Origin of the sequence: Rickettsia endosymbiont of Nabis limbatus (assembly GCF_965196655.1) — a bacterium.
GTDB lineage: Bacteria > Pseudomonadota > Alphaproteobacteria > Rickettsiales > Rickettsiaceae > Rickettsia.
Window position 1 is genome coordinate 602463 of the sequence record NZ_OZ239771.1, and the last position, 20605, is coordinate 623067.

Here is a 20605-nt window from a genome sequence, read left to right on the forward strand (position 1 = left end):
GACTATGACTTATTCAAACTAAAGTTTCTCCACCTGAAGGTGGAGGTTTGAACCATCAGCTGGATAATCAAGCGGTTATATATTTTTTGCATAACTAACCAACAAGGATCAAACATGAACACAATAGAAAACTCTGAAAAACCAAAGCTAAAGCTTAATTTAGCAGCAAAACCACTAATACTAAATACTAATGCGAGTTTTCTCGCCACAGGTCCTACTCTTAAAAAAGTTGTAGTCTTTGAAAAACCTAAAAATGGCGTCAAAGATGCAAGTAATTCACCTGCAACATCTGACAAAGCAAATGTTTCTACAACTGCTACTAAAACTAATAGTCAGGCAGTCAAGAAGAGTAAAAAGCAAGAGGCTACTACAAATAACAAACAGGTAGAAAGTAACAAAAAAGCAGTAAATCAAAAGGTAGTAGTAAATCCTGAAGAAGTACTAAAAGCAAAAATCAAAAGACGTAAAAAGGAATATTTTAGCATTCTATCTAAATTAAAGGCTGATTTTCCAACCACGTTCTCAGAAGAAGTTAAGCCTCTTGCTATAGGTATTGATCTTGAACTAAAGAAAATATTAAATGGTGAGTTTGCAAATGCTCAATTAAGTAGATTTTTCCATAGATATTGTGGTAGTTTCAAGTATAAAGAAAAACTGGTAGAAGGAGCACAGAGATTTCATCTTGATGGCTCGCCAGCAACACTTGTGACTAAAAAAGAAGTGCCAGTGATGGTAAACAAACCAAGATTTAACAAGAAATCTCGTAATGTTTCTTATACTACTTCAAATGTTAGCAACGAAATAGAACCAACGCAATGAATGAAAAAGATATTAGTGGTAACAAGGAAGCAGATTTAAATACAAATAGCGACACTTCTGGGCGTCCAAGACATGATGAGCTATTTAAAAAGGTCATGAGTGAGCCTGTAGCTGCTCGTGAGTTTTTAGAGCATTATTTGCCTGTGTCATTTAAGAACAAGATTAATATAAATAGTGTAAAAATAGAGAAAGAAAGCTTTGTTACTGAGGATTTAAGAAAAAGACTCAGTGATGTTGTTTACTCTGTTTCTGTAAAAAAGAGTAATATTAAAGATAGTACTACTGATAATGTAGATAACGACAAAGCTTACGTATACGTTCTAATCGAGCACCAGTCTAGTAGTGATTACTGGATGGCTTTCAGACTTTGGCAGTATATGCTTTTATTATGTGAAAGACATAAAGATGCAAATAAGAGTAATAACAAACAGGACAAAGGTAAACTTCCCCTAATATGTCCTATAGTAGTATATGCAAATGATAAACCTTATAATGCTCCAAGGAGCTTCTGGGAGTTATTCGAAGATAGCAAGATTGCTAAAGAGATGATGGGTGATGAGTATTTACTTGTTGATTTACAAAAACAAAGTGATGATGAGATAGAGCAAAAGAAGCATCTTGGTATGATGGAGTATATGCTCAAACATATCAAAGCTCGTGACATCTTAAATCTATGGCAAAGTCTACTTGAGAAGTTTGAAAGTAGTATTGAAATAGATAAGGAAAATGGCTACATTTACATTAAGTGGTTATTGTGGTATAGTGATACTAAGGTATCTGAAGATAAACAAGTAGAGCTTGCGAGTATCATAGCAAAACATCTAAATAAAGCGGATCAAGAGGGACTTATGAGAACTATCGCTGATAAATATATTGATGAAGGCGTGCAAAAAGGAATGGTCCAAGGCATGCAGATCGGTAGAAATGAGGGCATGCAGATTGGTAGAAATGAGGGAAAATATGAAGTAGCTAAAAATATGTATAATGCTGGCTCTGATATCGCTTTTATCTCTAAAGTTACAGGGCTTTCTATCTCTGAGCTTAACAAACTTCTTAAACCTCAATCCTAACCATTCTTTTTGGAAAGTAGTAACATCTACTACTTTTATCTATATTTCTTCTAATATTCTGTACATTATATCGATTAGTAGACATTATTGTCTACTAATCGATATAATGTACAATTTTACGGCTCTATATATCTTCTGTGCTTTTAGAATAGATTTTGACCAAAAACAATATTTAAGATAGAGTTAAATCAAATCCACTAATTTTCTTCAGGTTCTCTTCAAATGAAATCACAGTATCAAAATTACCAAAAACATCTAAACGGAAACTACAGTAATCAAGACGCTACTATGATGCAAACGCAAGCAGTACCATTAACGGAAGAGGACTTAAATCAAGGAAGTAAGATTTGTTACAAAAAAAGAAGAGAAGAATTAAACCAAAGAGTTAAGAGCGTATTAGAGAAAAAGAAGCAAGTAGTAAGTACCAAAAACTAAAAAAAGAATTAATCAAAGATACAGATGAAAGTAGTTGACTATACTACTTTCCAAAAAGAATAAGTTAGGATTGGAGTCTTCCCAAATAACTGTGTAAATTTTTTCAAAGACCTAGATTCTTCCTTCAAATTTGATTAAAAAATGTGCCATAGCTGCGTTCCAATTTGGGACAGGCATGGACCATTTTTTGGTCATATAATCAATTGCTAAATATAAGCTTCTAAAAACAGCATTATCATTTGGAAAAACTCTCTTATTTTTAGTAACCTTACGTAATTGACTATTGACAGATTCCACAGCATTAGTTGTATAAATTATTTTCCTAATTTCTTCAGGATAGCCTAAAAAATCATTAAATTATCCAATGGGCATACCAGGATTTAGCAATTTGAGGGTATTGTTTATAGTCCCTTTGGTGGTTAAAACCTCCATCTTCCAGATGGAAAAGCTTTAGCTTGCCATGTGCGGCATGATGCGTTAGCATCATAAGCACCATGACTCAATACAGCAACAAATCACACACAGTTTACTATCATCGCTATCATATAGTGTGGATTACAAAATATCGATACAAGGTGTTAACCTATGATATCAAAAAGCGAGTGAGAGAAATTATTGCAGTAGTTGCAGAAGAGCTCAATATTAAAATAGAAAATGGAGTAATATCAAGCGATCATATACATATATTTACCAATATACCACCTCATATTAAAGTGAATGAATTTGTGCAAAAAGCTAAAGGAAGATCGTCAAAAAAGATATAGCTTAATGCGATAAGATAGTGACTTAGAGTATGAGTTAGATTATACTAAATGAAAAACTTATGGCAAAGGCATATTCATACGATTTAAGAATACGAGTAATAAAAAGTTTAACAGATGGTAAAACAATAAAAGAGACTTCTGAGATATACTCTATTAGTAGGAAGACTATAATAGAATGGAAAAAATTAAAGAAACAAACCGGCGATATCAAAGCAAAAAGTGGTTATCATACAGGACATCGTAGAATAATAAGAGACATAGAGGGATTTAAAAAATTTATAGAATTAAATTTTGATAAAACCACCATGGAACTAGCTAACAACTGGAGTCAAAAAGTATCTGCAAGTACGATATCAAGATTGCTTAATAAAGCACTTTCATCTGAGAGATGAAAGTTTGTTTTATAGCGACTAGAAGTCGCATATCAAGCTAAAGCTTATTCAAGCCGTATGTGAGAGAAATCATGTCTGGTTCATGTGCCTCAATATGTCTTTAATCATATAATCGGTACATTACCACTATTAGATCTACAGTCACTGCGTGCACAAACAATTTCTACCACACTGTGTGATAAAGACGATAGTAAACTGTTAGGTGATTTCCTGAAGTGTTGAACTCATGGTGCTTATGATGCAATGCATCATGGCGCACATGGCAAGCTAAAGCTTTTCCATCTGGAAGATGGAGGTTTTAACCACCAAAGGGACTATAAAGTTGATATATCTGTATCATTATTGATCAATAAATCTATGGCTTGATTCATTGCTTCATTTTGTTCTTGAGTCATATTAATTTCTCCTTAAGTTATAATTTTCTTTATATAACCTTTGAGAAATTTGGTGAGTAGGCCAGTAGAATTTTCTTCCCCCTAGCCTCTCTCAAAACCGTACGTAAACCTCTCAGCTTATACGGCTTCCATTAAACAACCACTCTTGTTATCCCTATTTTGGGTTCATTTACATAAAGGTACGAGAAGTACCATAGGAATATTAGTAATTTGTAATATCCCTAACACGCATGATAGTTTGCCTGCTTGTATTAAAATACTTTGCAATAGCCGCAACGGCTTTACCATCCTGTAATTGCTCTATAGCCTCTTTTCTTTGTGCTTCTGATAAAACTTTCGGGCGTCCAAGAGTTTTACCGTTTGATTTAGCTCTGGCAAGACCAGACTGTGTACGTTCAATTAATAAATCACGCTCAAATTGAGCAATGATATTAATTACGCCCATAGTCATTTTTCCTGCTGAGCTAGTAAGGTCTACACCTCCAAGTGCCAAACAATGAACTCTGATCCCCATTGCTTCTAATTTTACAACAGTAGTACTTACATCAATAGCATCACGTCCTAATCGATCTAACTTGGTAACAACTAGCACATCGTTTTTTTCCATTTTATCCAGTAGTCTGGCAAATCCTTTACGTCTGCTAATCGGCACTGATCCAGACACTTTTTCAGTAATCACTCTGTGAGGTTCAATATTGAAACCCGCTGCTTCAATTTCTTTTGTTTGGTTTTCTGGAGTCTGTCCAATTTTAGAGACACGAGCATAAACGAAGATACGAGGCATTATTAGATATCAATTGTATTAAAAAGGCTGTCCTAAATATTATATATGTTCTAAAGTGTGTCAATATAATTTTTGGACATAAGAATAAGATATGTCCGGAAACGAACGGTTTTGGACAGATATAATTATTTTTATAGAGGAGTATAACTTATGCCAAGAATGCAAATATTGACCACGCAAGAGCAAAAGAAATTTAATAAACCCCCATTATTTGATCACATACAACGCAAACAGTTTTTTGATTTCCCAAAAAAACTACTAGATATAGCGCGTAGCTTAAGAAATCCAACCAATCAGATAGGTTTTTTATTGTTATGTGGATATTTTAGAGCAGCAAAACGATTCTTTTTACCGCAGGATTTTCATAAAAGGGATATTGTGGTCGTAGCCAATATACTAAGCTGTCCTGCCTCGAAGTTTATTGCATATGATTACAAAAAGGTAAGCAGAATGCGACATCAGCAGATTGTAGCTGAGCATTATGGATTTCAAACATTTAATAAAACTGCCAAAACTATGATTAAGCATGAGATTGAGTCGATGTCATCTTACTATTTGAAACCAAGGTTGATCTTTGATAGATGCAGCGACCTCTTAATCCAAAAACATATTACACTCCCAGAATCAGGAACGGTATGTGCATTGATACGTCAATCGCTACAATCCCATAAGCAAGCTCTAGTATTACGAATGAATAATCAGCTCACTCCTGAGACATCAATACTTCTAGATTCTTTATTTACGCGTGATCAAGATAAACAAAGCTACCGACTGACACTACTGAAAAGACTGTCACAATCTATAAAACCTGCTAAAGTTCGAGAATGTGTAGCAGATTTTCACGTTATTGCAGAGTTGCACGGAAAATTGTCTGATACCCTAGATACGCTTAAATTAGGACAAATGGGAATTCGCTATTATGCTGGCAGTGTAATGAGGTCACAGATATTCCAGATACAGCAACGTTCTCAAACAGATCGCTATATTCATGCTGCAGCGTTTGTCGCTCATCAGTATTACCGTATGCAGGATAATTTGGTTGATATTTTCCTGAATGTTATGACCGCGTTCCAAACTACGATTGCCAATGAGTATAAAGAAAATGTACTAGAGCAACAGGTGATACAACAGAAGCAATTGCAGGTACTAATACACGAGCTGGAGACTGGTGTATTTAGCGTAATGCAGGAAATTCGTTCTATTGCAAATGATAATGGGGTCGTTGAAAGATAATTTTTGATAGTAAAATAAGAGGAAAGGAGGTAATAAATATTTTAAAAAAGAAATTCTGTTTAATATAGAGATAAATGTTATTCAATAGTGTAGTAATTTAATAGAGATTTGTTTACAGAGTTAGAATTTTTATTAATAAATTTCTTTAAGCCATTAAAGTTGTTAAAACCACTAATCGTTTTAAATTAAAACATATGGCATTCATAAATTCGGAGAATTGATTTTTGGCAATTCCTATATATCTAACCCGCTTATTATCTTTTGAAAATACCATCTCGAAAGGTGCTCTGATTTTCGTATAATATTTATCAAGGTCAAAATTCTTATCTTTCATATTATTTTTCTTTATTGCACAAAGATGGACTCCCTTTTTAGCTGCTGCATTCTTGGTAGAGATTGTACAATAACCTTTATCAACATATGTAGCACCAGAACTTGGCATAACATGCTTAAAACCTTTGCTATCGGTAACATTTGCAGGGGTAACTGCAACCTTATTGATCATGCCTGATTGAATATCAACACTCACATGTTTTTTATAACCATACCAAAATTTATTCCCTCCCTTACAGCCAATTTTGGCTTGTTTATCCTTTGCAACCTTAGGCAAAGTCTCATTATTCAATTTATCATATTTTTGTGCTCTTAGTTTATCACGTTCCTCCCAGAGATTAGCTTTTGAGATTAAATGAGAAGCATCTACAAAGGTAAATACTTCACCCATATAGCCTTGTACTCGTAGTTGATCGCGGAATTTTGTAAATATTTTTGATAGTAAATTAGTACCTATTTTTTTACGTATTTTACTAAATACACTATAATCAGGTGTCTTTTCTGTAAGAGCAAAATTACAAAACCATTTCGCCGCTGTGCTATCAGCTAAATAACGTTCTAATTCCCGATCAGATAAGTCTTCCATAAATTGTAGCAGCAAACATTTAAACAGCCTCTCTATACCATATCCTTTATAATTAGCTTCGCATTCTAATGCTAATAACTCAGCTTCAACTGCTTTGAATTTGAATAAACTTTTGAATTTACGATATTGATGATCCGCATTTACTAACTCATCTAAACTTACCATTAGCATTTGATACTCTGACATATAAACATATTTTTTATTTTTTTATTATACCTGCTACCCTCTCATCTCGCAACAGTCCCATAATATTCTTCCAGACTGTGAAAAAGTATATCGCATCAAAAAAGCACTGAATCACGAGACACCTCATAATATCAAAAACATTCGTGAAGGGTTTTTAGAGTTATCTGATGACTTAGCTTTATATGATCTTCAGGAAAATAAATCATTGCATCTGCAAAACCGCCTAAGTCCAGTGTTAAAGGCTGTGGAACTTCAAGCTGAACAACAAAAATCGCCTTTAATAGAAGCAATTGACCATTTTCGTGACAGGGACGGTCATATTACTGCTCAAGCTCCTGCAGCATTTTTGGGCAAGCAAGAATACGCAGCACTCTACAGAGAAAATGGAACATTTCGTATCTCATTATATAAGGTCTTCCTATTTCAGCATGTGGCAGCTGCTATCAAATCCGGTAAGCTAAATCTAGTGTATTCCTATAAATACCGACCGTTGGACGAGTATATGATCAGCAAAAAACGCTGGGAACAAGAAAAATATCACCTTCTGGAGCGTGCTGAAATGTTAAATTTTCTTGATTCTAAAATCATATTACAACAACTAGACCAAACATTATATGATCAATATAAGTTAACTAACGCTAGAGTCCTAGAAAACGAATATCTCAGCTTTAAGGCAGACAAGTCGTTCCGTATAAAAACTCCACCACTGGATAAACAAGATACTGATCCATTGCAAGCATGGTTTCCTAAACGGTATTATATCTCACTGGCTGAAATATTGGAAACCGTACATCATCATTCCAATACACTATCAGCCTTCGAGCATTGGCAACAAACTAACACATCAAAGATTACCTCACGCCCTGCCTTACTGGCTGGTATCATCGGGCTTGGCTGCGGAATCGGTGTACGAAAAATGGCTAGAATATCTTCACACGTTAGTGAGAATGAACTGGATCATACTGTAAATTGGCGTTTTTCATTAGAAAATATCCGTGAAGCTAATGACAGGGTATTAATAGTGATGGATAAAATGGAATTACCAAATATTTACCGTAACAGTGCAAATAATCTGCATACCGCCAGTGATGGCCAGAAGTTTGAAATACGCACTGAGTCTTTATTAGCTAGTCGCTCATTCAAATATTTTGGGCAAGGGCAAGGAATAAGTGCTTACACTTTCATTGATGAACGACATTTCCTTTGGCACTCCAATATAATTAGCGCCTCTGATCGTGAGAGTACCTACGTTATTGATGGTCTTATGCATAATGATGTAGTCAAAAGTGATATGCATTCCACAGATACTCATGGTTATAGTGAGGCTATTTTTGGTCTAACCCATATGTTGGGATTTTCCTTTGCCCCACGGCTAAAAGGATTGCAGAATAAACAGCTCTACATATTTAAACATCACAGCAAAGAAAAGAGAAAAAATTGGAAAATTATACCGAACCACTATGTTAATGAAAAACTGCTTTACCAGAATTGGGATGATCTTTTGCGTTTAGTCACGACCATTAAGCTAAAGGAGAATACCGCATCTGATATATTCCAGCGACTTAACTCCTATTCAAAGCAACATACTTTATACCAAACAATAAAAGCTTTTGGACAAATTATGAAATCACTGTTTATTCTTCGTTATCTAGATGAAGTAAAATTACGGCAGGCTATTGAAAAACAGTTAAACAAAGTAGAGTTGGCTAATCGTTTTACCCGTGCTGTAGCCGTTGGTAGCCCACGTGAACTTATGCAGGCTGAGAAAGAAGAGCAGGAAATTGCAGAAAGCTGTAATCGACTAATCAAAAATTGTATTATTTGTTGGAATTATCTTTACCTTACCCACAAATTAAAACAAATCACCGATGATGATGAAAAAGAGCAGTTACTGAGCATTATCTCTAACTATTCTATTATGACATGGGCACATATCAATATGCTTGGTGAATATGATTTCTCCGAAGAAAAGCGTAAAGATTCTATTGGTATTTTATCCCCGAAAATGGTCGCTTGAATCTATCATAAAAACGCGGGGCGTATAATAACTGAAAGGTTAACTCGAATACTGATTATAAAAAATTCCTATGGTACTTTACGTTCTTTTATGTAGATGAACCTAAAATATAACAAAAAGAGAAATTACAATGACAGAGAAACAAAATGCTGCAATGGATCAAGCGATAGATTTATTGATCAATAATGATACAGATGTATCAACTTTATTTGCGTAGGATGGTTTATTAAAAGAACTGACCAAGCGTCTTGTAGAGAGAGCTTTACAGTCTGAGATGAATAATCATTTAGGATATATAGCAAGTATAATCAAAGTGCTGCCCAGAATTCACGTAATGGTTATAATACAAAGAATCTAATTACTGTCATTGCTAAAGTAAAAGGGACCAGTAAATTGCACGAAAAAGGGACCAGAGAATTTGGTGTAACCTAATAAGGTTATAATGTGCAATATTCACTAGATAATTAATTAAAATAAATATCTAGTGATACAATGATAAGAATAAATATGTACACAACAATTATCACCCTTTATAAGCAAGGCAATAGTCAAAGAAATATTGCCAAACTAACGAGAATAGACCGTAAAACAGTAAGAAAAATAGTAAACCGTTATGTAGAGTCTGGTACAGAATCTCCGGCACCCTATGAACGATCTTCAGCACTGGATTCTTGGCACGAACAAATAATTGAGTTATTAGAAAAGAATTTAAGTTACATAAGAATTTTTGAAGAGTTAAAAATTCAAGGTTATACAAATAGTTATGGGGCACTAACCCGTTATATTAAAAAATATAAGATTCAGAATAACAGTTGCATTAGGTTCCATACTTTAGCAGGAGAGGAAGCACAAGTAGATTTTGGAGACATAGGCTTACAGTATAATTCTAAGGGGCGTAGAGTTAAAGCATATGTGTTTAATATGCGTTTAAGTTATAGTCGCCTTGATTATTATGAAGTAGTGTTTGATCAAAGTTGTCAAACATGGATACAATGTCATATCAATGCATTTAATTATTTTGCTGGCAGTCCAAAAGTAATAAAACTTGATAATCTTAAAGCTGGAGTGGTAGATAGCAATTTCTATGAGCCCGTATATCAGAAGGAATACAAACGTTTAGCTGATCATTATGGGATTTTACTTTCGCCTTGTCGTGTATATCAACCTCAAGAAAAAGGCAAAGTAGAATCAGGCATAAAGTATGTCAAAAATAATTTTTTTGCTGGACGTAAATTTCATAGATATGAAGAATTAACACATGATCTTGCTAACTGGTTAAATAAAGCAAATAACCGAATACACGGTACTACTAAAAAAATTCCTCAGGAACTATTTGAGCAAGAAGAAAGTAATAATTTAATGCCTTTACCATTAGAAACGTTTGATTTGTCATCGTGGCATAATCGAAAAGTAGCAAAAGATTGTCATATCACCATAGATAATAATTATTATTCCGTACCGGCAAAATATATATACAGTGAGGTACTGGTACAATTATCACCAAAACTTGTTCAAATATTTTCTATCCAAAATGATTTAATAGCAAGGCACGTTAGAACAGATGGCAAAGGAATATTTACCACTAATCCGTCTCATTATGCCAAATATAAACGTCTATGCCCAGGTTTTATAGAATATAGTGAACATTATCAACAACAAATGCAGCAGATAGGAAATAATTGCAGTTTATTATTAGAGTTATTACAACAAACACGAGTAAATGATTGGCAACGTTGTGCTAGAGGTATTATTTCTTTACGTAAGGTTTACAATGATGAGTTAATAGATAAAGCTTGTCATAGAGCATTACATTACGGTATAAGTTCTTACTCTAAAATTAAAAATATCTTAAATAGTAATGCAGTAAACTTACCATTGCCAGAGTTTGGAGGTCAGAATGCAGAACTTGCTTAATGACCTACGTAGTTTTAGATTATCAGGTATAGTCAATAGCTTAAATGAAAGGATTATTTATGCTCAAAATAATAAACTAGGATTTAAAGAATTTCTCTCACTATTATGTGAAGATGAAAAATCTCACCGTAAGGATAATAATTACCGTCGTCGTAAAAGTGCTGCTAAATTACCAGTCACTAAAAATTTAGAAGACTTTGATTTTCAGTTCCAACCAAGTATTGATGCCAAAGTAATAAGTGATTTATCTACTTGTGATTATATTAATACTAAGGGCAATGTCATATTCATAGGTAATTCTGGAACTGGCAAAACTCATCTTGCTATTGGATTAGCATTAAAAGCTTTAACACGAGAATACTCTGTATATTTTACTACGGTATCGGATATGCTTTATAATTTACATATTGCAAGAGCAGATAATAGCTATCACAAAAAAGTTAAATTACTCTTATCATTTGACTTATTAATTCTTGATGAGTTAGGTTTTAAGCAATTACCAAAACATTCAGTAGATGATTTTTTTAATATTATTGCTAAACGATATGAAAATAAATCTACCATTATTACCACAAACAAGGATTTTGAAAGATGGAATGAAATATTTGCTGATGAGTTATTAACTCATGCAATTATTGATCGAGTAGTACATCATGCACATATACTAAACATCACAGGTAAAAGTTATCGTATTAATAACTATAAATTTGGAGGTCATTTGACATAAAAATTTTTACATATAGTGGTCCCTTTTTCGTGCAATTTACTGGTCCCTTTTTATTTGACAATGACATTACAAAGAATGGTGCTGTTGAGATTGAGGTACCAAGAGATAGAAATAGTAGCTTTGAACCATCATTGGTAGCAAAGCGTCAAAGAAGACTTGATGGTTTTGATGATAAAGTACTATCTTTGTATGCTAAAGGTATGAGTTTATCAGATATAAAATTACAGCTTCAGGAGTTATATGGAGCTGATGTAAGCGAGAGTTTAATCTCTTAGGGTTTAATTCCCCGAAGGTCTGCTTCGTGATATACTAGATGCATGGAAGAAAGCAGTTATATACATAAAAGTGATAATGTCACAGTACTAATATATCATTTAGTAACACCGGCAAAGTATAGAAGAGTAATATTCAAAGAGGAACTAGACGATTATTTATGTAAAATTTGTGAGGACATAGAAGCTCGTTATGAAATTAGATTTTTGGAAATAGGAGTAGATAAAGAACATGTACATTTTTTACTACAGTCAATACTAATGTATAGCCCAACAAAAATAACTCAAATCATAAAAAGTATTACATCTAAGGAAATGTTTAAGAAATATCCAAATCTTAAAGAAAAATTATGGGGAAGTGAGTTTTGGAGTAAAGGATATTTTATGAGCACAGTAGGTAAACATGGTGATGAGCGGAAATTACGTAATTATGTAAAAAATCAAGGTTCAGGCAAACCTTCTTATAAAGCATTTCAACAAAAACAGTTAAAACTTTTTGGATAGATACCTCGTAGCTCTGCTGCGAGGAGTATCATTTAGCGGGATCACAGATGATATAATAGAGGATGTTAAGCTATGGCAGAGCCGTCCATTAGATCCAGTATATGCTATAGTATTTTTTGATTGTTTAATAGTAAAAGTGCGTCAAGAAAACGTATTATCAATAAATCAGTATATGTTGCCTTAGGCGTTGATTTAGAAGGACGGAAAGATATTTTAGGATTGTGGATCAGCGAGAATGAAGGAGCTAAATTTTGGCTTGGTAATTTTACTGAGATGAAAAATAGAGGTATGCAAGACATACTGATAGCATGTAGCGATAACCTTAATGGTATGTCTGAAGCTATAGGTGCTGTTTTTCCAAAGACGGAGCATCAATTTGATAATGCTGTTTTTAAAAGCTTATATTTTTAGCAATTGATTACATGACTAAAAAATGGTCAATGCCTATGCCAAATTGGAATGCGGCTATGGCTCATTTTTTAATAAAATTTGAAGATAGAATCTAGTCCTTTGAAAAAGTTTGCACACTTAATTGGGAAGACTCTAAAATATTTTGTAGTATCGGACTCGTCATTGCGAGAAAAAACCATAAGTTTCGATGAAGCAATCTTAGGAGTTTTATATTGCTTCATGAGATTGCCGCATCTGTTATTAAAATAACCTCCTCGCAATGACGAAATATCTCTAAATAATAGTTTTCAGCTTCTCTATTGTCTTAGGATCTTTAGCAAGTTCTAAGAATATTTCCCGTTCATATTCCATTAATTCTTCTTCATTTGTTTCGTTCTGCTTATCTAAAATATTCTGGAACTTAGTAAGTACTTTGTTTTGCAGATCATCATATCTTGAGGTATCTATTTCTTTCGCTAGGTCTATTTTTGGTAAAATAATCTTACTTGGAATTGGAACTATTTTGTTTGGTAATTTTAGTTCTAACGCCTCATCTAAAATATAATGCTTATTCATATTTATAGAAATATTTTCTATACTATAATCTGTTTTAAAATAATCTGCTGAACTTGATTTATTTTGCTCTAAAATATTCCTAATATTTCTAATTAATTTAGCTCTATCACCTTTACTTCTTACAAACATTTCAGTAATTCCGCCCCATCCTGGAACTAAACCAACGCCAAGCTCTACAAGTCCAGCATTTAAATCTACATTTGCAACAATATGGCTTGAATGCAGCAATATCTCACATCCACCGCCAAGTGCTACGCCTTTCGCAGCACTAATAATATGAGCCGCAGAATATTTTAAATGCAACATAGTTTGCTGCCCTACTTTTAGTAAATTCTCTAAATCATGGAAATTTTCATCTTCAATATACGAAAGTAGCAGCTTTAAATCTGCCCCAGCTGAGAAATTATTACTTTGCGGATAGATATATAGATGCTTCCCCTGCTCTTCTGCTTTTGTTGCTGATTCTTGGAGTAAATAAAACACGTCATGATTTAGACAATTCATTTTCGTAGTAATAACAAAAACTAGATTGTCTTGATAGTCTATTAACTTTGCTGAATCATTTTCTAAAACTATTTTACTTTCCTTTAATATATCTTTATAGGCATGAAATTTCTGTTTATCGATTTTTTTATATTCTTTATTTGCTAGATATGGTGGAATTGAATTTGCATTTTTAACTACTAAATCCCAACCATTTTTAGCTTGTGAAGTCAGCAATTCAAATGGTCCATATTTCCAGCTATAACCAAGTTTCATAGCAGCATCAATATCATAAATATTATCGGTAACAGACGGCACTAAGTTTGCTAAATAAGCATAAAATTCTGTAATGATTTCATTAAAGAACTTGCCATAAACCGAATTACTAGCAAGCAGCTCATCAAGATTATTAAATGAAATATCAGCTTTTCCAACAGGTTTATAAGATAAGTCATTAATATTTATAACTTCCTTAGTTTTCTTACAATTTGCTACTGATAAACGATAAAAACCACCACCCCCTTTACGCCCTATTAATTTCTGGTCAATCATTTTATCAAGTACAGGAGTATTTACATATATTTTGTGATAGGCATCATCGCTAGGCAGGCTAGCCAGTAACGAGCTAGAAATTAGCTTCATCACATCATGACCAATTAGGTCATATAACCCAAAAATCCCAGTACTTGGCAACCCTAAACATGAAGTAAAAATCTTATCTATAGTCACAAAATCAAGTTTCTCAACTATTGCTTTTCTAGCTACTAGCTCAAGTAAAAAACACCCTACTCTATTTGCAATAAAGCCTGGAGTATCATTACATTTTACTATAGTCTTACCAAGCGTTCTTATTAAAAACTCTGATACACGATCTATTATTTCAGGTTTTACTACTGGATCGATGATTAGCTCAAGCAACTCCATATATCTTGGCGGGTTAAAGAAATGCGTAATAACAAATCGAGACTTTATATTTTCGGGTAAATTTTCTTTAAGCCTTTTAAGCGGCAAGGTAGAAGTATTAGAGGCTATAATTGCATCTTCTTTAAGATAAGGAATAATTTTGTTATATAATTGGTGTTTGATTTCTAGCTTTTCAACGATAACTTCAATTACTAGATCACATTCTTTAATTAGAGCTAAATCATGCTCTAAATTACCGATACTAATTAAATTTGCTTTATCAGGAAAAGTTAGCGGAGGTGGTTTTTGTTTATGCAAATTCTCTACAGCATTTTTTATTATATTATTTGGGTCACTAGAATTTTTATCAACAATATCAAGCAAGACGACTTGATGAGATGAATTAGCAATCAAGGCAGCAATCCCTGACCCCATCACCCCTGAGCCAATAACACAAACCTTTTTTATTTCATTTTGCATAAACTACTCCTGTTATTTAATGAAGAATTTATTAATAGACGAAGTTCATCGAGTATATTATGTCATAGCCACAGACACTACTTTAACCTCTTTTGCTCCTGCTGCTCGCAATATTTTACTACATTCATTTATAGTAACACCGGTAGTGATTACATCATCAATTAATAAGATTTTTTTACCTAAAATATTATATTTTGTATTAAATTTGATACTACCGCTTATATTGTTTTTACGTTGTCTTTTTGATAAAAAAGTTTGTGCTTTTGTCCATTTTGACTTAATCTCTTAGGGTTTAATTCCCCGAAGCTCTGCTTTGTGATATACTAGATGCATGGAAGAAAGCAGTTATATACATAAAAGTCATAATGTCACAGTACTAATATATCATTTAGTAACACCGGCAAAGTATAGAAGAGTAATATTCAATGAGGAACTAGACGATTATTTATGTAAAATTTGTGAGGACATAGAGGCTCGTTATGAAATTAGATTTTTGGAAATAGGAGTAGATAAAGAACATGTACATTTTACTACAGTCAATACCAATGTATAGCCCAACAAAAATAACTCAAATCATAAAAAGTATTACATCTAAGGAAATGTTTAAGAAATATCCAAATCTTAAAGAAAAATTATGGGGAAGTGAGTTTTGGAGTAAAGGATATTTTATGAGCACAGTAGGTAAACATGGTGATGAGCGGAAATTACGTAATTATGTAAAAAATCAAGGTTCAGGCAAACCTTCTTATAAAGCATTTCAACAAAAACAGTTAAAACTTTTTGGATAGATACCTCGTAGCTCTGCTGCGAGGAGTATCATTTCAATATATCGGCTTTTACTGTAAGATTCATAATTTTTGCTATTTCTTCCGCAAGTATTTGAGGCGGGTTATACATCCGCAATAACCTTTTAAACCTATTCATCGGTACAGCTATGATTAAATCAACATCCTTTATATCTTCTAAATATCTATTACATAAAAGCTTTGCAAAAGTTTTAGCAAATATCGTTTTATCCTGATATTTAAATTGATGAACTACTTTTTTACTATATTCATTAAACTTAAATAGACTACGCGCGAGATTATAATTAGGTTTTTTGCTATAACAACTTCCGCAAATCACGTTATCTAAAATCTTTACGCTAAATCTCTGACCGCATATATTGCAATAAGGCTTTGCTATAAACTCCAATTTCTGCCAATAATCCCCACAAAATTCACCGCTACTATTTGATATTTCTAAGCAGCTTAAACACCTTTGTGGTAAAACATCGTCTATCAAATAATTATAAGCCTTTACTAACAATTAACACCCCACTGAAGATTCGTGATGTTTAGAAGTATTTTGCGTTGGTTGTGGCGATGTTATACTATAACCACTAATTTTCCCATGCGTCAGATTCTCTTGCATATTATGAACTTGCTGCTGTGCTTGCTCTTGTGCTTTACTTATTTCAGGTTTTTTATTAGCAACATTTGGAGTTACAGGAGTTTGTGTTTGTTTATTTTCTTTGCTAAATGCTTCTTTTACTTCCCCAAATTGTGCTTCAACAAAATAACTAGCTCCGGCTTTTACTGCTGACTTAACTTTTTGAAAGCCAGTTTTCTCAGGAGGTTCTTTAAATCCATCTCTTTCTCCTACTTCTTTTTGTTTTGTGGCAAATGCTGCTTCGAGCTGTATCTGGTTTAACTTATCTATATTAGGTGTATCTAAAAATTCTTTTAATGTTTGATTATTTATTCGCTCTTGTCTTTCTAATTCTTTTAATTCTTTTTCATTTTCATAATTTCCAGAAGATAGTTTTAAATTATTTATTTTATTTTTTTTATCGTTTCCCCTCTCCATAGAGTATGAGTTAGATTATACTAAATGAAAAACTTATGGCAAAGGCATATTCATACGATTTAAGAATATGAGTAATAAAAAGTTTAACAGATGGTAAAACAATAAAAGAGACTTCTGAGATATACTCTATTAGTAGGAAGACTATAATAGAATGGAAAAAATTAAAGAAACAAACCGGCGATATCAAAGCAAAAAGTGGTTATCATACAGGACATCGTAGAATAATAAGAGACATAGAGGGATTTAAAAAATTTATAGAATTAAATTTTGATAAAACCACCATGGAACTAGCTAACAACTGGAGTCAAAAAGTATCTGCAAGTACGATATCAAGATTGCTTAATAAATTAGGTTATAGTTATAAAAAAAACTTTTCTTCATCCCAAAAGAGATGTTGGTCTAAGGAATGAGTTTATATTGAAACTAAAAACTATAGACAAACAAGATTTAGTATTTATCGATGAATCTGGGATAGAAGATAATAGCTGTAGAGAACACGGGTGGAGCATTATCGGTCAAAGATGTTATGGTGAAAGGGTCTATCAACATAAATCACAGATTAGTATGATTGCTGGGGTGTCTGCCAAAGATATTATTGCCCCAATAATATTTGATGGGACATGTAATAAGGACATTTTTGAAACTTATGTACAAGAGATATTGATCAAAGAGTTAAAGCCTGGTCAGATAGTAGTAATGGATAATATTAATTTTCATAAAAGTACAAAAGTGAAAACGTTAATTGAATCTTTTGGTTGCAGTATTTTATTTTTACCAACTTACTCTCCTGATTTAAATCCTTACTATTACCCACAAATTTTACCACTAACAATTGATAGCATCATTACGCTCTCTTGAAGGATTTCATATCCCCGCCATAAAGACATTGCTCCGGGCAACCCATCACTCTTTCTTGCCATAAAGCCTCCTAATTTACCAAGCAAAATAATAGCTTCTTTTATATTTGGAGGCTTGCCAGGAGTATTATTTGTTCTGTGCACGCGCATATAAAGCGTTTTCCATTCTTGGGTGGTAAGTATGCTATCGCAGCTCTCTTCAGGACAAGTTGAGGCTATTTTTGATAAATATAAAATTTTAAAAGCAATGAGGCTTTTTATGGCAATTAATTTTTGTAGCTTTGTTTCGGCAGATAAGCGAGAGGCTTCTATCTTGCATCCTGATTTCAGAACTCTAAAATATTCTTCTATTTTCCATCTTAGCTTATACCAAGTTATACGCTCAACAGCATCTTCAAAGCTACTCACGGGGATGTTGGTCAGTATAGTCCAATCGATTGCCTCTACTCCAACAGGGGCATTAATTTCTTTAGCGCTTACAACATAAACAGCTAATTTGTCACTGATTTTGTGATCAGTATTTTCAGGGCCATATAAAGATACAGACCTAATTGGTATGTGCCCATATGTGTATTTAATTTCAACATTTGCTTTTCTTGCTTTATGAAGTCCATTGCCTGGGATTTTCAGTCTAATCTCTTTCTTGGACTGTAGCTTACTTATTTTCGTTTGTATTTTTGTTTTACCATTTTCCGGGCAAATAAATTTCCTATCCTGTCTGTTGCGAATTACAAATTCTGCAGCTGATTCTTCAATTTTCCATAACAAATCAAAGATATCTGCTTCTCTATCTCCAACCGTAATAACTCTAGTATTTTCAGGAATATTGGCAATTGTTTCCTCAAACGCGTTAATCCATTTATAGCTTTCTTTATCTTTGATGTGAGTGATATACTTACGCCTTGCTTTTTCCTTCTGATCCTCTTCCCTTGCGATACGTGCCCAACATTGCTGAGAGGTAAGGCCTAAAGGCAGACCTCCTGGCGTCACTATAATAGTACTATGCATAATAAGACCCTGTTTGTGCTTTGTATAAGCTTTGGAGATACTGCCTAGCCCTTTTGTCTTAATATGAGTGTCATAATCCAGGTAAGTTGTATCCTGAATTGCAAACACTAAATTTTTGCCTTGGATTCTATTTTGTGTTTCCACATGATGCGAAGAATAGACTTCATCTATATCAAACTTATCATTGCTAAATAGTCTGTAAGCTCCCTTCGCATCTTTCCAGGATCTGCAACTTTGATTTATTGTGCCGGATGCTTTGCTATCAAGTAAGTTACTGGTTTTAATAAGCCGATTTATAAGTCTTTTATCTTTAAAGTCAACATGCCTGAGCTCATTCTCTAACCAACCAGTGCTTGATATATTTATCCCGTATGTTACTATATCTTGCATATCGCCTATCCTTCTTATTTAAAATGATCAGTGAATACTCTAGCAGCATTTTATAATTGTGGGTAATAGTAAGATTTAAATCCTATTGAGCATTACTGGTTTAAAATCAAGAACGAAATAAGAAAAACTGTTTCTAATTTTGAGCACTTTTTTGATGCGGTTTACTATGCTCTTAAAAAAGTCACTACCTTATCGCATTAAGCTATACCACCAATACTTCCGGTAGCTATCCCATCAGCAAATAAAGATGCTGCTTCTAAAGTAGTATCCCGCACTGATTTTACAAATTGTTTAGCCCACCCACCTTCAAAAGTTTTATCAGGCGAAGGTTCAGGCGGATTTTTATAAATATCTGGTATTTTAGTATCTAAAAACTTTTGTAAATTCGGAGCATCTTTAGCTATATTTTCTTTAGCTTCTAATACCTTATTAAGTTGCTGTGCTTTAGCTCCTTTAATACTTTCTAAAGCCGCTTTCTCTCTATCTAATTTTTTGTCTTCTCTTACTTCCAATGTTTCTTTCGTAACGTTATATGCCACAGCAGTTAGAGAAAGTGCTGCAATACCGACACCTATAGGCGTTGGATTTAGTACTACCGAACTGATAGCACCACCCACTTTAAGCATTCTTTTAGTACCTTTGCCTGATATTACCTTATACGTCTTATCTAAACCATCCGGTATCGTATTACCGCCAGGCACACTAGTTCTAATTTTATTAAGAGCCTTATCATATAAGCCAGGACTATGCTGCCCCTCTTCCTTAATTTTTCCACCTTTCCGAGCTTTATCAAGTGGATCAGCTGCTTTTGAAACAGCTGTTGCTACTTTAGACCCGACTTTAGCTACTCCTTCTACTATATGCTCAACACCGCCGACAATATCATGTGCAGCAATCTTACCTACTCCTTTAACTACCCCTGCAGTTACATGATATCCTGCCTCAGCGGTAGCTCCGGCAAGTGCAGTAGCTGCAGCTCCGGCTCGTGCCATCCTGGTGCCTTTTAAGCTTAGGATCATCCTTTAATATTTTTCTTGTTTTTTTTCTTCTTGGGGAGTTGAGGGGACTGGTTGTTCTTGCTCCTGCATAGGTTCAGGATTTTTTATATTAACTCCTTCAGGCGTATTTATAGAGGGTTTAAGCTTATTACTTTCTTCGGCGTTTTTTACCCCCTCTTCAGGCGTATTAATTGACGACTTCAAACTTTCCTTACTCATAAATTTACATCCTTATCCTTAA

At 33.6% G+C, this 20605-nt stretch carries 19 protein-coding genes and 7 pseudogenes; 16 read left to right on the forward strand and 10 right to left on the reverse strand.

What is annotated here, in order from left to right:
• The first annotated feature begins 114 nt into the window (after positions 1 to 114).
• From ACOAL3_RS03490 to ACOAL3_RS03500, 3 genes are all read left to right on the forward strand, one after another.
• Positions 115 to 819 carry a ProQ/FINO family protein gene (locus tag ACOAL3_RS03490; protein ID WP_419235398.1) on the forward strand — a complete coding sequence of 235 codons (705 nt, stop codon included), beginning with the start codon at positions 115 to 117 and terminating at the stop codon, positions 817 to 819.
• Positions 816 to 1889: an Rpn family recombination-promoting nuclease/putative transposase gene (locus ACOAL3_RS03495; protein WP_419235399.1), complete on the forward strand. Its 1074-nt coding sequence runs from the start codon at positions 816 to 818 to the stop codon at positions 1887 to 1889. The genes ACOAL3_RS03490 and ACOAL3_RS03495 overlap by 4 nt, the downstream gene beginning before the upstream one ends.
• A gap of 222 nt (positions 1890 to 2111) precedes the next feature.
• On the forward strand, positions 2112 to 2324 hold the full coding sequence (locus ACOAL3_RS03500) for a hypothetical protein (protein WP_419235400.1): 213 nt from the start codon (positions 2112 to 2114) through the stop codon (positions 2322 to 2324).
• A gap of 111 nt (positions 2325 to 2435) precedes the next feature.
• Here ACOAL3_RS03500 and ACOAL3_RS03505 read toward each other — a convergent pair.
• Positions 2436 to 2727 (reverse strand): annotated as a pseudogene (locus ACOAL3_RS03505) (transposase); the annotation flags it as partial.
• A gap of 91 nt (positions 2728 to 2818) precedes the next feature.
• Here ACOAL3_RS03505 and tnpA (ACOAL3_RS03510) point away from each other — a divergent pair.
• Together tnpA (ACOAL3_RS03510) and ACOAL3_RS03515 are read left to right on the forward strand one after the other, a co-directional pair.
• Positions 2819 to 3085, forward strand: a pseudogene (gene tnpA / locus ACOAL3_RS03510) (IS200/IS605 family transposase); the annotation flags it as partial.
• A 62-nt stretch (positions 3086 to 3147) separates the two neighbouring features.
• The gene (locus ACOAL3_RS03515) at positions 3148 to 3480 is read left to right on the forward strand and encodes an IS630 transposase-related protein (RefSeq protein WP_419235401.1); all 333 of its coding nucleotides are present in this window, start codon (positions 3148 to 3150) and stop codon (positions 3478 to 3480) included.
• A 597-nt stretch (positions 3481 to 4077) separates the two neighbouring features.
• On the opposite strand, the gene ACOAL3_RS03520 is transcribed toward ACOAL3_RS03515, so the two are convergent.
• Entirely contained in the window at positions 4078 to 4659 is a 582-nt protein-coding gene (locus tag ACOAL3_RS03520; RefSeq protein ID WP_419235305.1) for a recombinase family protein, read from the reverse strand.
• A gap of 150 nt (positions 4660 to 4809) precedes the next feature.
• On the opposite strand from ACOAL3_RS03520, the gene ACOAL3_RS03525 reads away from it, so the two are divergent.
• Positions 4810 to 5892, forward strand: coding sequence for a DUF4158 domain-containing protein (locus ACOAL3_RS03525; RefSeq protein ID WP_419235304.1), 1083 nt, complete (start codon positions 4810 to 4812; stop codon positions 5890 to 5892).
• Between the two features lie 145 nt (positions 5893 to 6037).
• On the opposite strand, the gene ACOAL3_RS03530 is transcribed toward ACOAL3_RS03525, so the two are convergent.
• Positions 6038 to 6997 (reverse strand): transposase, encoded by a 960-nt coding sequence (locus ACOAL3_RS03530; protein ID WP_419234543.1) that lies wholly within the window; start codon positions 6995 to 6997, stop codon positions 6038 to 6040.
• Positions 6998 to 7202: 205 nt separating this feature from the next.
• Between ACOAL3_RS03530 and ACOAL3_RS03535 the strand changes: the two genes are divergently transcribed.
• The 7 genes and pseudogenes from ACOAL3_RS03535 to ACOAL3_RS03565 form a co-directional block, all read left to right on the forward strand.
• Entirely contained in the window at positions 7203 to 9014 is a 1812-nt protein-coding gene (locus tag ACOAL3_RS03535) for a Tn3 family transposase (protein ID WP_419235303.1), read from the forward strand.
• A 130-nt stretch (positions 9015 to 9144) separates the two neighbouring features.
• Positions 9145 to 9377 (forward strand): annotated as a pseudogene (locus tag ACOAL3_RS03540) (transposase); the annotation flags it as partial.
• 144 nt (positions 9378 to 9521) lie between these two features.
• Entirely contained in the window at positions 9522 to 10928 is a 1407-nt protein-coding gene (istA, locus tag ACOAL3_RS03545; RefSeq protein ID WP_419235402.1) for an IS21 family transposase, read from the forward strand.
• The gene (gene istB, locus ACOAL3_RS03550) at positions 10912 to 11655 is read left to right on the forward strand and encodes an IS21-like element helper ATPase IstB (RefSeq protein ID WP_419234522.1); all 744 of its coding nucleotides are present in this window, start codon (positions 10912 to 10914) and stop codon (positions 11653 to 11655) included. The genes istA and istB overlap by 17 nt, the downstream gene beginning before the upstream one ends.
• A 77-nt stretch (positions 11656 to 11732) precedes the next feature.
• Positions 11733 to 11927, forward strand: a pseudogene (locus ACOAL3_RS03555) (transposase); the annotation flags it as partial.
• Between the two features lie 45 nt (positions 11928 to 11972).
• Positions 11973 to 12431 (forward strand): IS200/IS605 family transposase, encoded by a 459-nt coding sequence (gene tnpA, locus ACOAL3_RS03560; RefSeq protein ID WP_419234569.1) that lies wholly within the window; start codon positions 11973 to 11975, stop codon positions 12429 to 12431.
• Between the two features lie 64 nt (positions 12432 to 12495).
• Positions 12496 to 12937 (forward strand): annotated as a pseudogene (locus ACOAL3_RS03565) (transposase); the annotation flags it as partial.
• Between the two features lie 178 nt (positions 12938 to 13115).
• On the opposite strand, the gene ACOAL3_RS03570 reads toward ACOAL3_RS03565, so the two are convergent.
• Positions 13116 to 15263 carry a 3-hydroxyacyl-CoA dehydrogenase/enoyl-CoA hydratase family protein gene (locus tag ACOAL3_RS03570; protein WP_419235403.1) on the reverse strand — a complete coding sequence of 716 codons (2148 nt, stop codon included), beginning with the start codon at positions 15261 to 15263 and terminating at the stop codon, positions 13116 to 13118.
• 57 nt (positions 15264 to 15320) lie between these two features.
• Positions 15321 to 15542, reverse strand: a pseudogene (locus ACOAL3_RS03575) (ComF family protein); the annotation flags it as partial.
• 52 nt (positions 15543 to 15594) lie between these two features.
• Between ACOAL3_RS03575 and tnpA (ACOAL3_RS03580) the strand changes: the two are divergent.
• Positions 15595 to 16051, forward strand: a pseudogene (tnpA, locus tag ACOAL3_RS03580) (IS200/IS605 family transposase).
• Between the two features lie 28 nt (positions 16052 to 16079).
• Here the strand turns inward: tnpA (ACOAL3_RS03580) and ACOAL3_RS03585 are convergent.
• Both ACOAL3_RS03585 and ACOAL3_RS03590 read right to left on the reverse strand, forming a co-directional pair.
• The gene (locus tag ACOAL3_RS03585; RefSeq protein WP_419235404.1) at positions 16080 to 16547 is read right to left on the reverse strand and encodes a ComF family protein; all 468 of its coding nucleotides are present in this window, start codon (positions 16545 to 16547) and stop codon (positions 16080 to 16082) included.
• Positions 16548 to 16571: 24 nt separating this feature from the next.
• On the reverse strand, positions 16572 to 17111 hold the full coding sequence (locus tag ACOAL3_RS03590) for a hypothetical protein (RefSeq protein WP_419235405.1): 540 nt from the start codon (positions 17109 to 17111) through the stop codon (positions 16572 to 16574).
• A 128-nt stretch (positions 17112 to 17239) separates the two neighbouring features.
• On the opposite strand from ACOAL3_RS03590, the gene ACOAL3_RS03595 reads away from it, so the two are divergent.
• Positions 17240 to 17521 carry a COG3415 family protein gene (locus ACOAL3_RS03595; protein ID WP_419235585.1) on the forward strand — a complete coding sequence of 94 codons (282 nt, stop codon included), beginning with the start codon at positions 17240 to 17242 and terminating at the stop codon, positions 17519 to 17521.
• Positions 17522 to 17528: 7 nt separating this feature from the next.
• Complete coding sequence (locus tag ACOAL3_RS03600) at positions 17529 to 17969, forward strand: IS630 family transposase (RefSeq protein ID WP_419235406.1); 441 nt, start codon at positions 17529 to 17531, stop codon at positions 17967 to 17969.
• On the opposite strand, the gene ACOAL3_RS03605 is transcribed toward ACOAL3_RS03600, so the two are convergent.
• From ACOAL3_RS03605 to ACOAL3_RS03615, 3 genes are all read right to left on the reverse strand, one after another.
• On the reverse strand, positions 17918 to 19366 hold the full coding sequence (locus tag ACOAL3_RS03605) for an IS4 family transposase (RefSeq protein WP_419234585.1): 1449 nt from the start codon (positions 19364 to 19366) through the stop codon (positions 17918 to 17920). The genes ACOAL3_RS03600 and ACOAL3_RS03605 overlap by 52 nt on opposite strands.
• Positions 19367 to 19563: 197 nt before the next feature.
• Complete coding sequence (locus ACOAL3_RS03610; RefSeq protein WP_419235407.1) at positions 19564 to 20385, reverse strand: hypothetical protein; 822 nt, start codon at positions 20383 to 20385, stop codon at positions 19564 to 19566.
• 3 nt (positions 20386 to 20388) lie between these two features.
• Positions 20389 to 20583: a 2-octaprenyl-6-methoxyphenyl hydroxylase gene (locus ACOAL3_RS03615; protein ID WP_419235408.1), complete on the reverse strand. Its 195-nt coding sequence runs from the start codon at positions 20581 to 20583 to the stop codon at positions 20389 to 20391.
• Positions 20584 to 20605: the final 22 nt, after the last annotated feature.

Coding starts and splice junctions, on each gene's coding strand:
- ACOAL3_RS03605 (WP_419234585.1), bottom strand. CDS start 19,366: ATGCAAGATATAGTAACATACGGGATAAATATATCAAGCACTGGTTGG.
- ACOAL3_RS03525 (WP_419235304.1), top strand. CDS start 4,810: ATGCCAAGAATGCAAATATTGACCACGCAAGAGCAAAAGAAATTTAAT.
- ACOAL3_RS03570 (WP_419235403.1), bottom strand. CDS start 15,263: ATGCAAAATGAAATAAAAAAGGTTTGTGTTATTGGCTCAGGGGTGATG.
- ACOAL3_RS03610 (WP_419235407.1), bottom strand. CDS start 20,385: ATGATCCTAAGCTTAAAAGGCACCAGGATGGCACGAGCCGGAGCTGCA.
- istB (WP_419234522.1), top strand. CDS start 10,912: ATGCAGAACTTGCTTAATGACCTACGTAGTTTTAGATTATCAGGTATA.
- tnpA (WP_419234569.1), top strand. CDS start 11,973: ATGGAAGAAAGCAGTTATATACATAAAAGTGATAATGTCACAGTACTA.
- ACOAL3_RS03515 (WP_419235401.1), top strand. CDS start 3,148: ATGGCAAAGGCATATTCATACGATTTAAGAATACGAGTAATAAAAAGT.
- ACOAL3_RS03520 (WP_419235305.1), bottom strand. CDS start 4,659: ATGCCTCGTATCTTCGTTTATGCTCGTGTCTCTAAAATTGGACAGACT.
- ACOAL3_RS03490 (WP_419235398.1), top strand. CDS start 115: ATGAACACAATAGAAAACTCTGAAAAACCAAAGCTAAAGCTTAATTTA.
- ACOAL3_RS03530 (WP_419234543.1), bottom strand. CDS start 6,997: ATGTCAGAGTATCAAATGCTAATGGTAAGTTTAGATGAGTTAGTAAAT.
- ACOAL3_RS03500 (WP_419235400.1), top strand. CDS start 2,112: ATGAAATCACAGTATCAAAATTACCAAAAACATCTAAACGGAAACTAC.
- ACOAL3_RS03615 (WP_419235408.1), bottom strand. CDS start 20,583: ATGAGTAAGGAAAGTTTGAAGTCGTCAATTAATACGCCTGAAGAGGGG.
- ACOAL3_RS03495 (WP_419235399.1), top strand. CDS start 816: ATGAATGAAAAAGATATTAGTGGTAACAAGGAAGCAGATTTAAATACA.
- istA (WP_419235402.1), top strand. CDS start 9,522: ATGTACACAACAATTATCACCCTTTATAAGCAAGGCAATAGTCAAAGA.
- ACOAL3_RS03590 (WP_419235405.1), bottom strand. CDS start 17,111: ATGGAGAGGGGAAACGATAAAAAAAATAAAATAAATAATTTAAAACTA.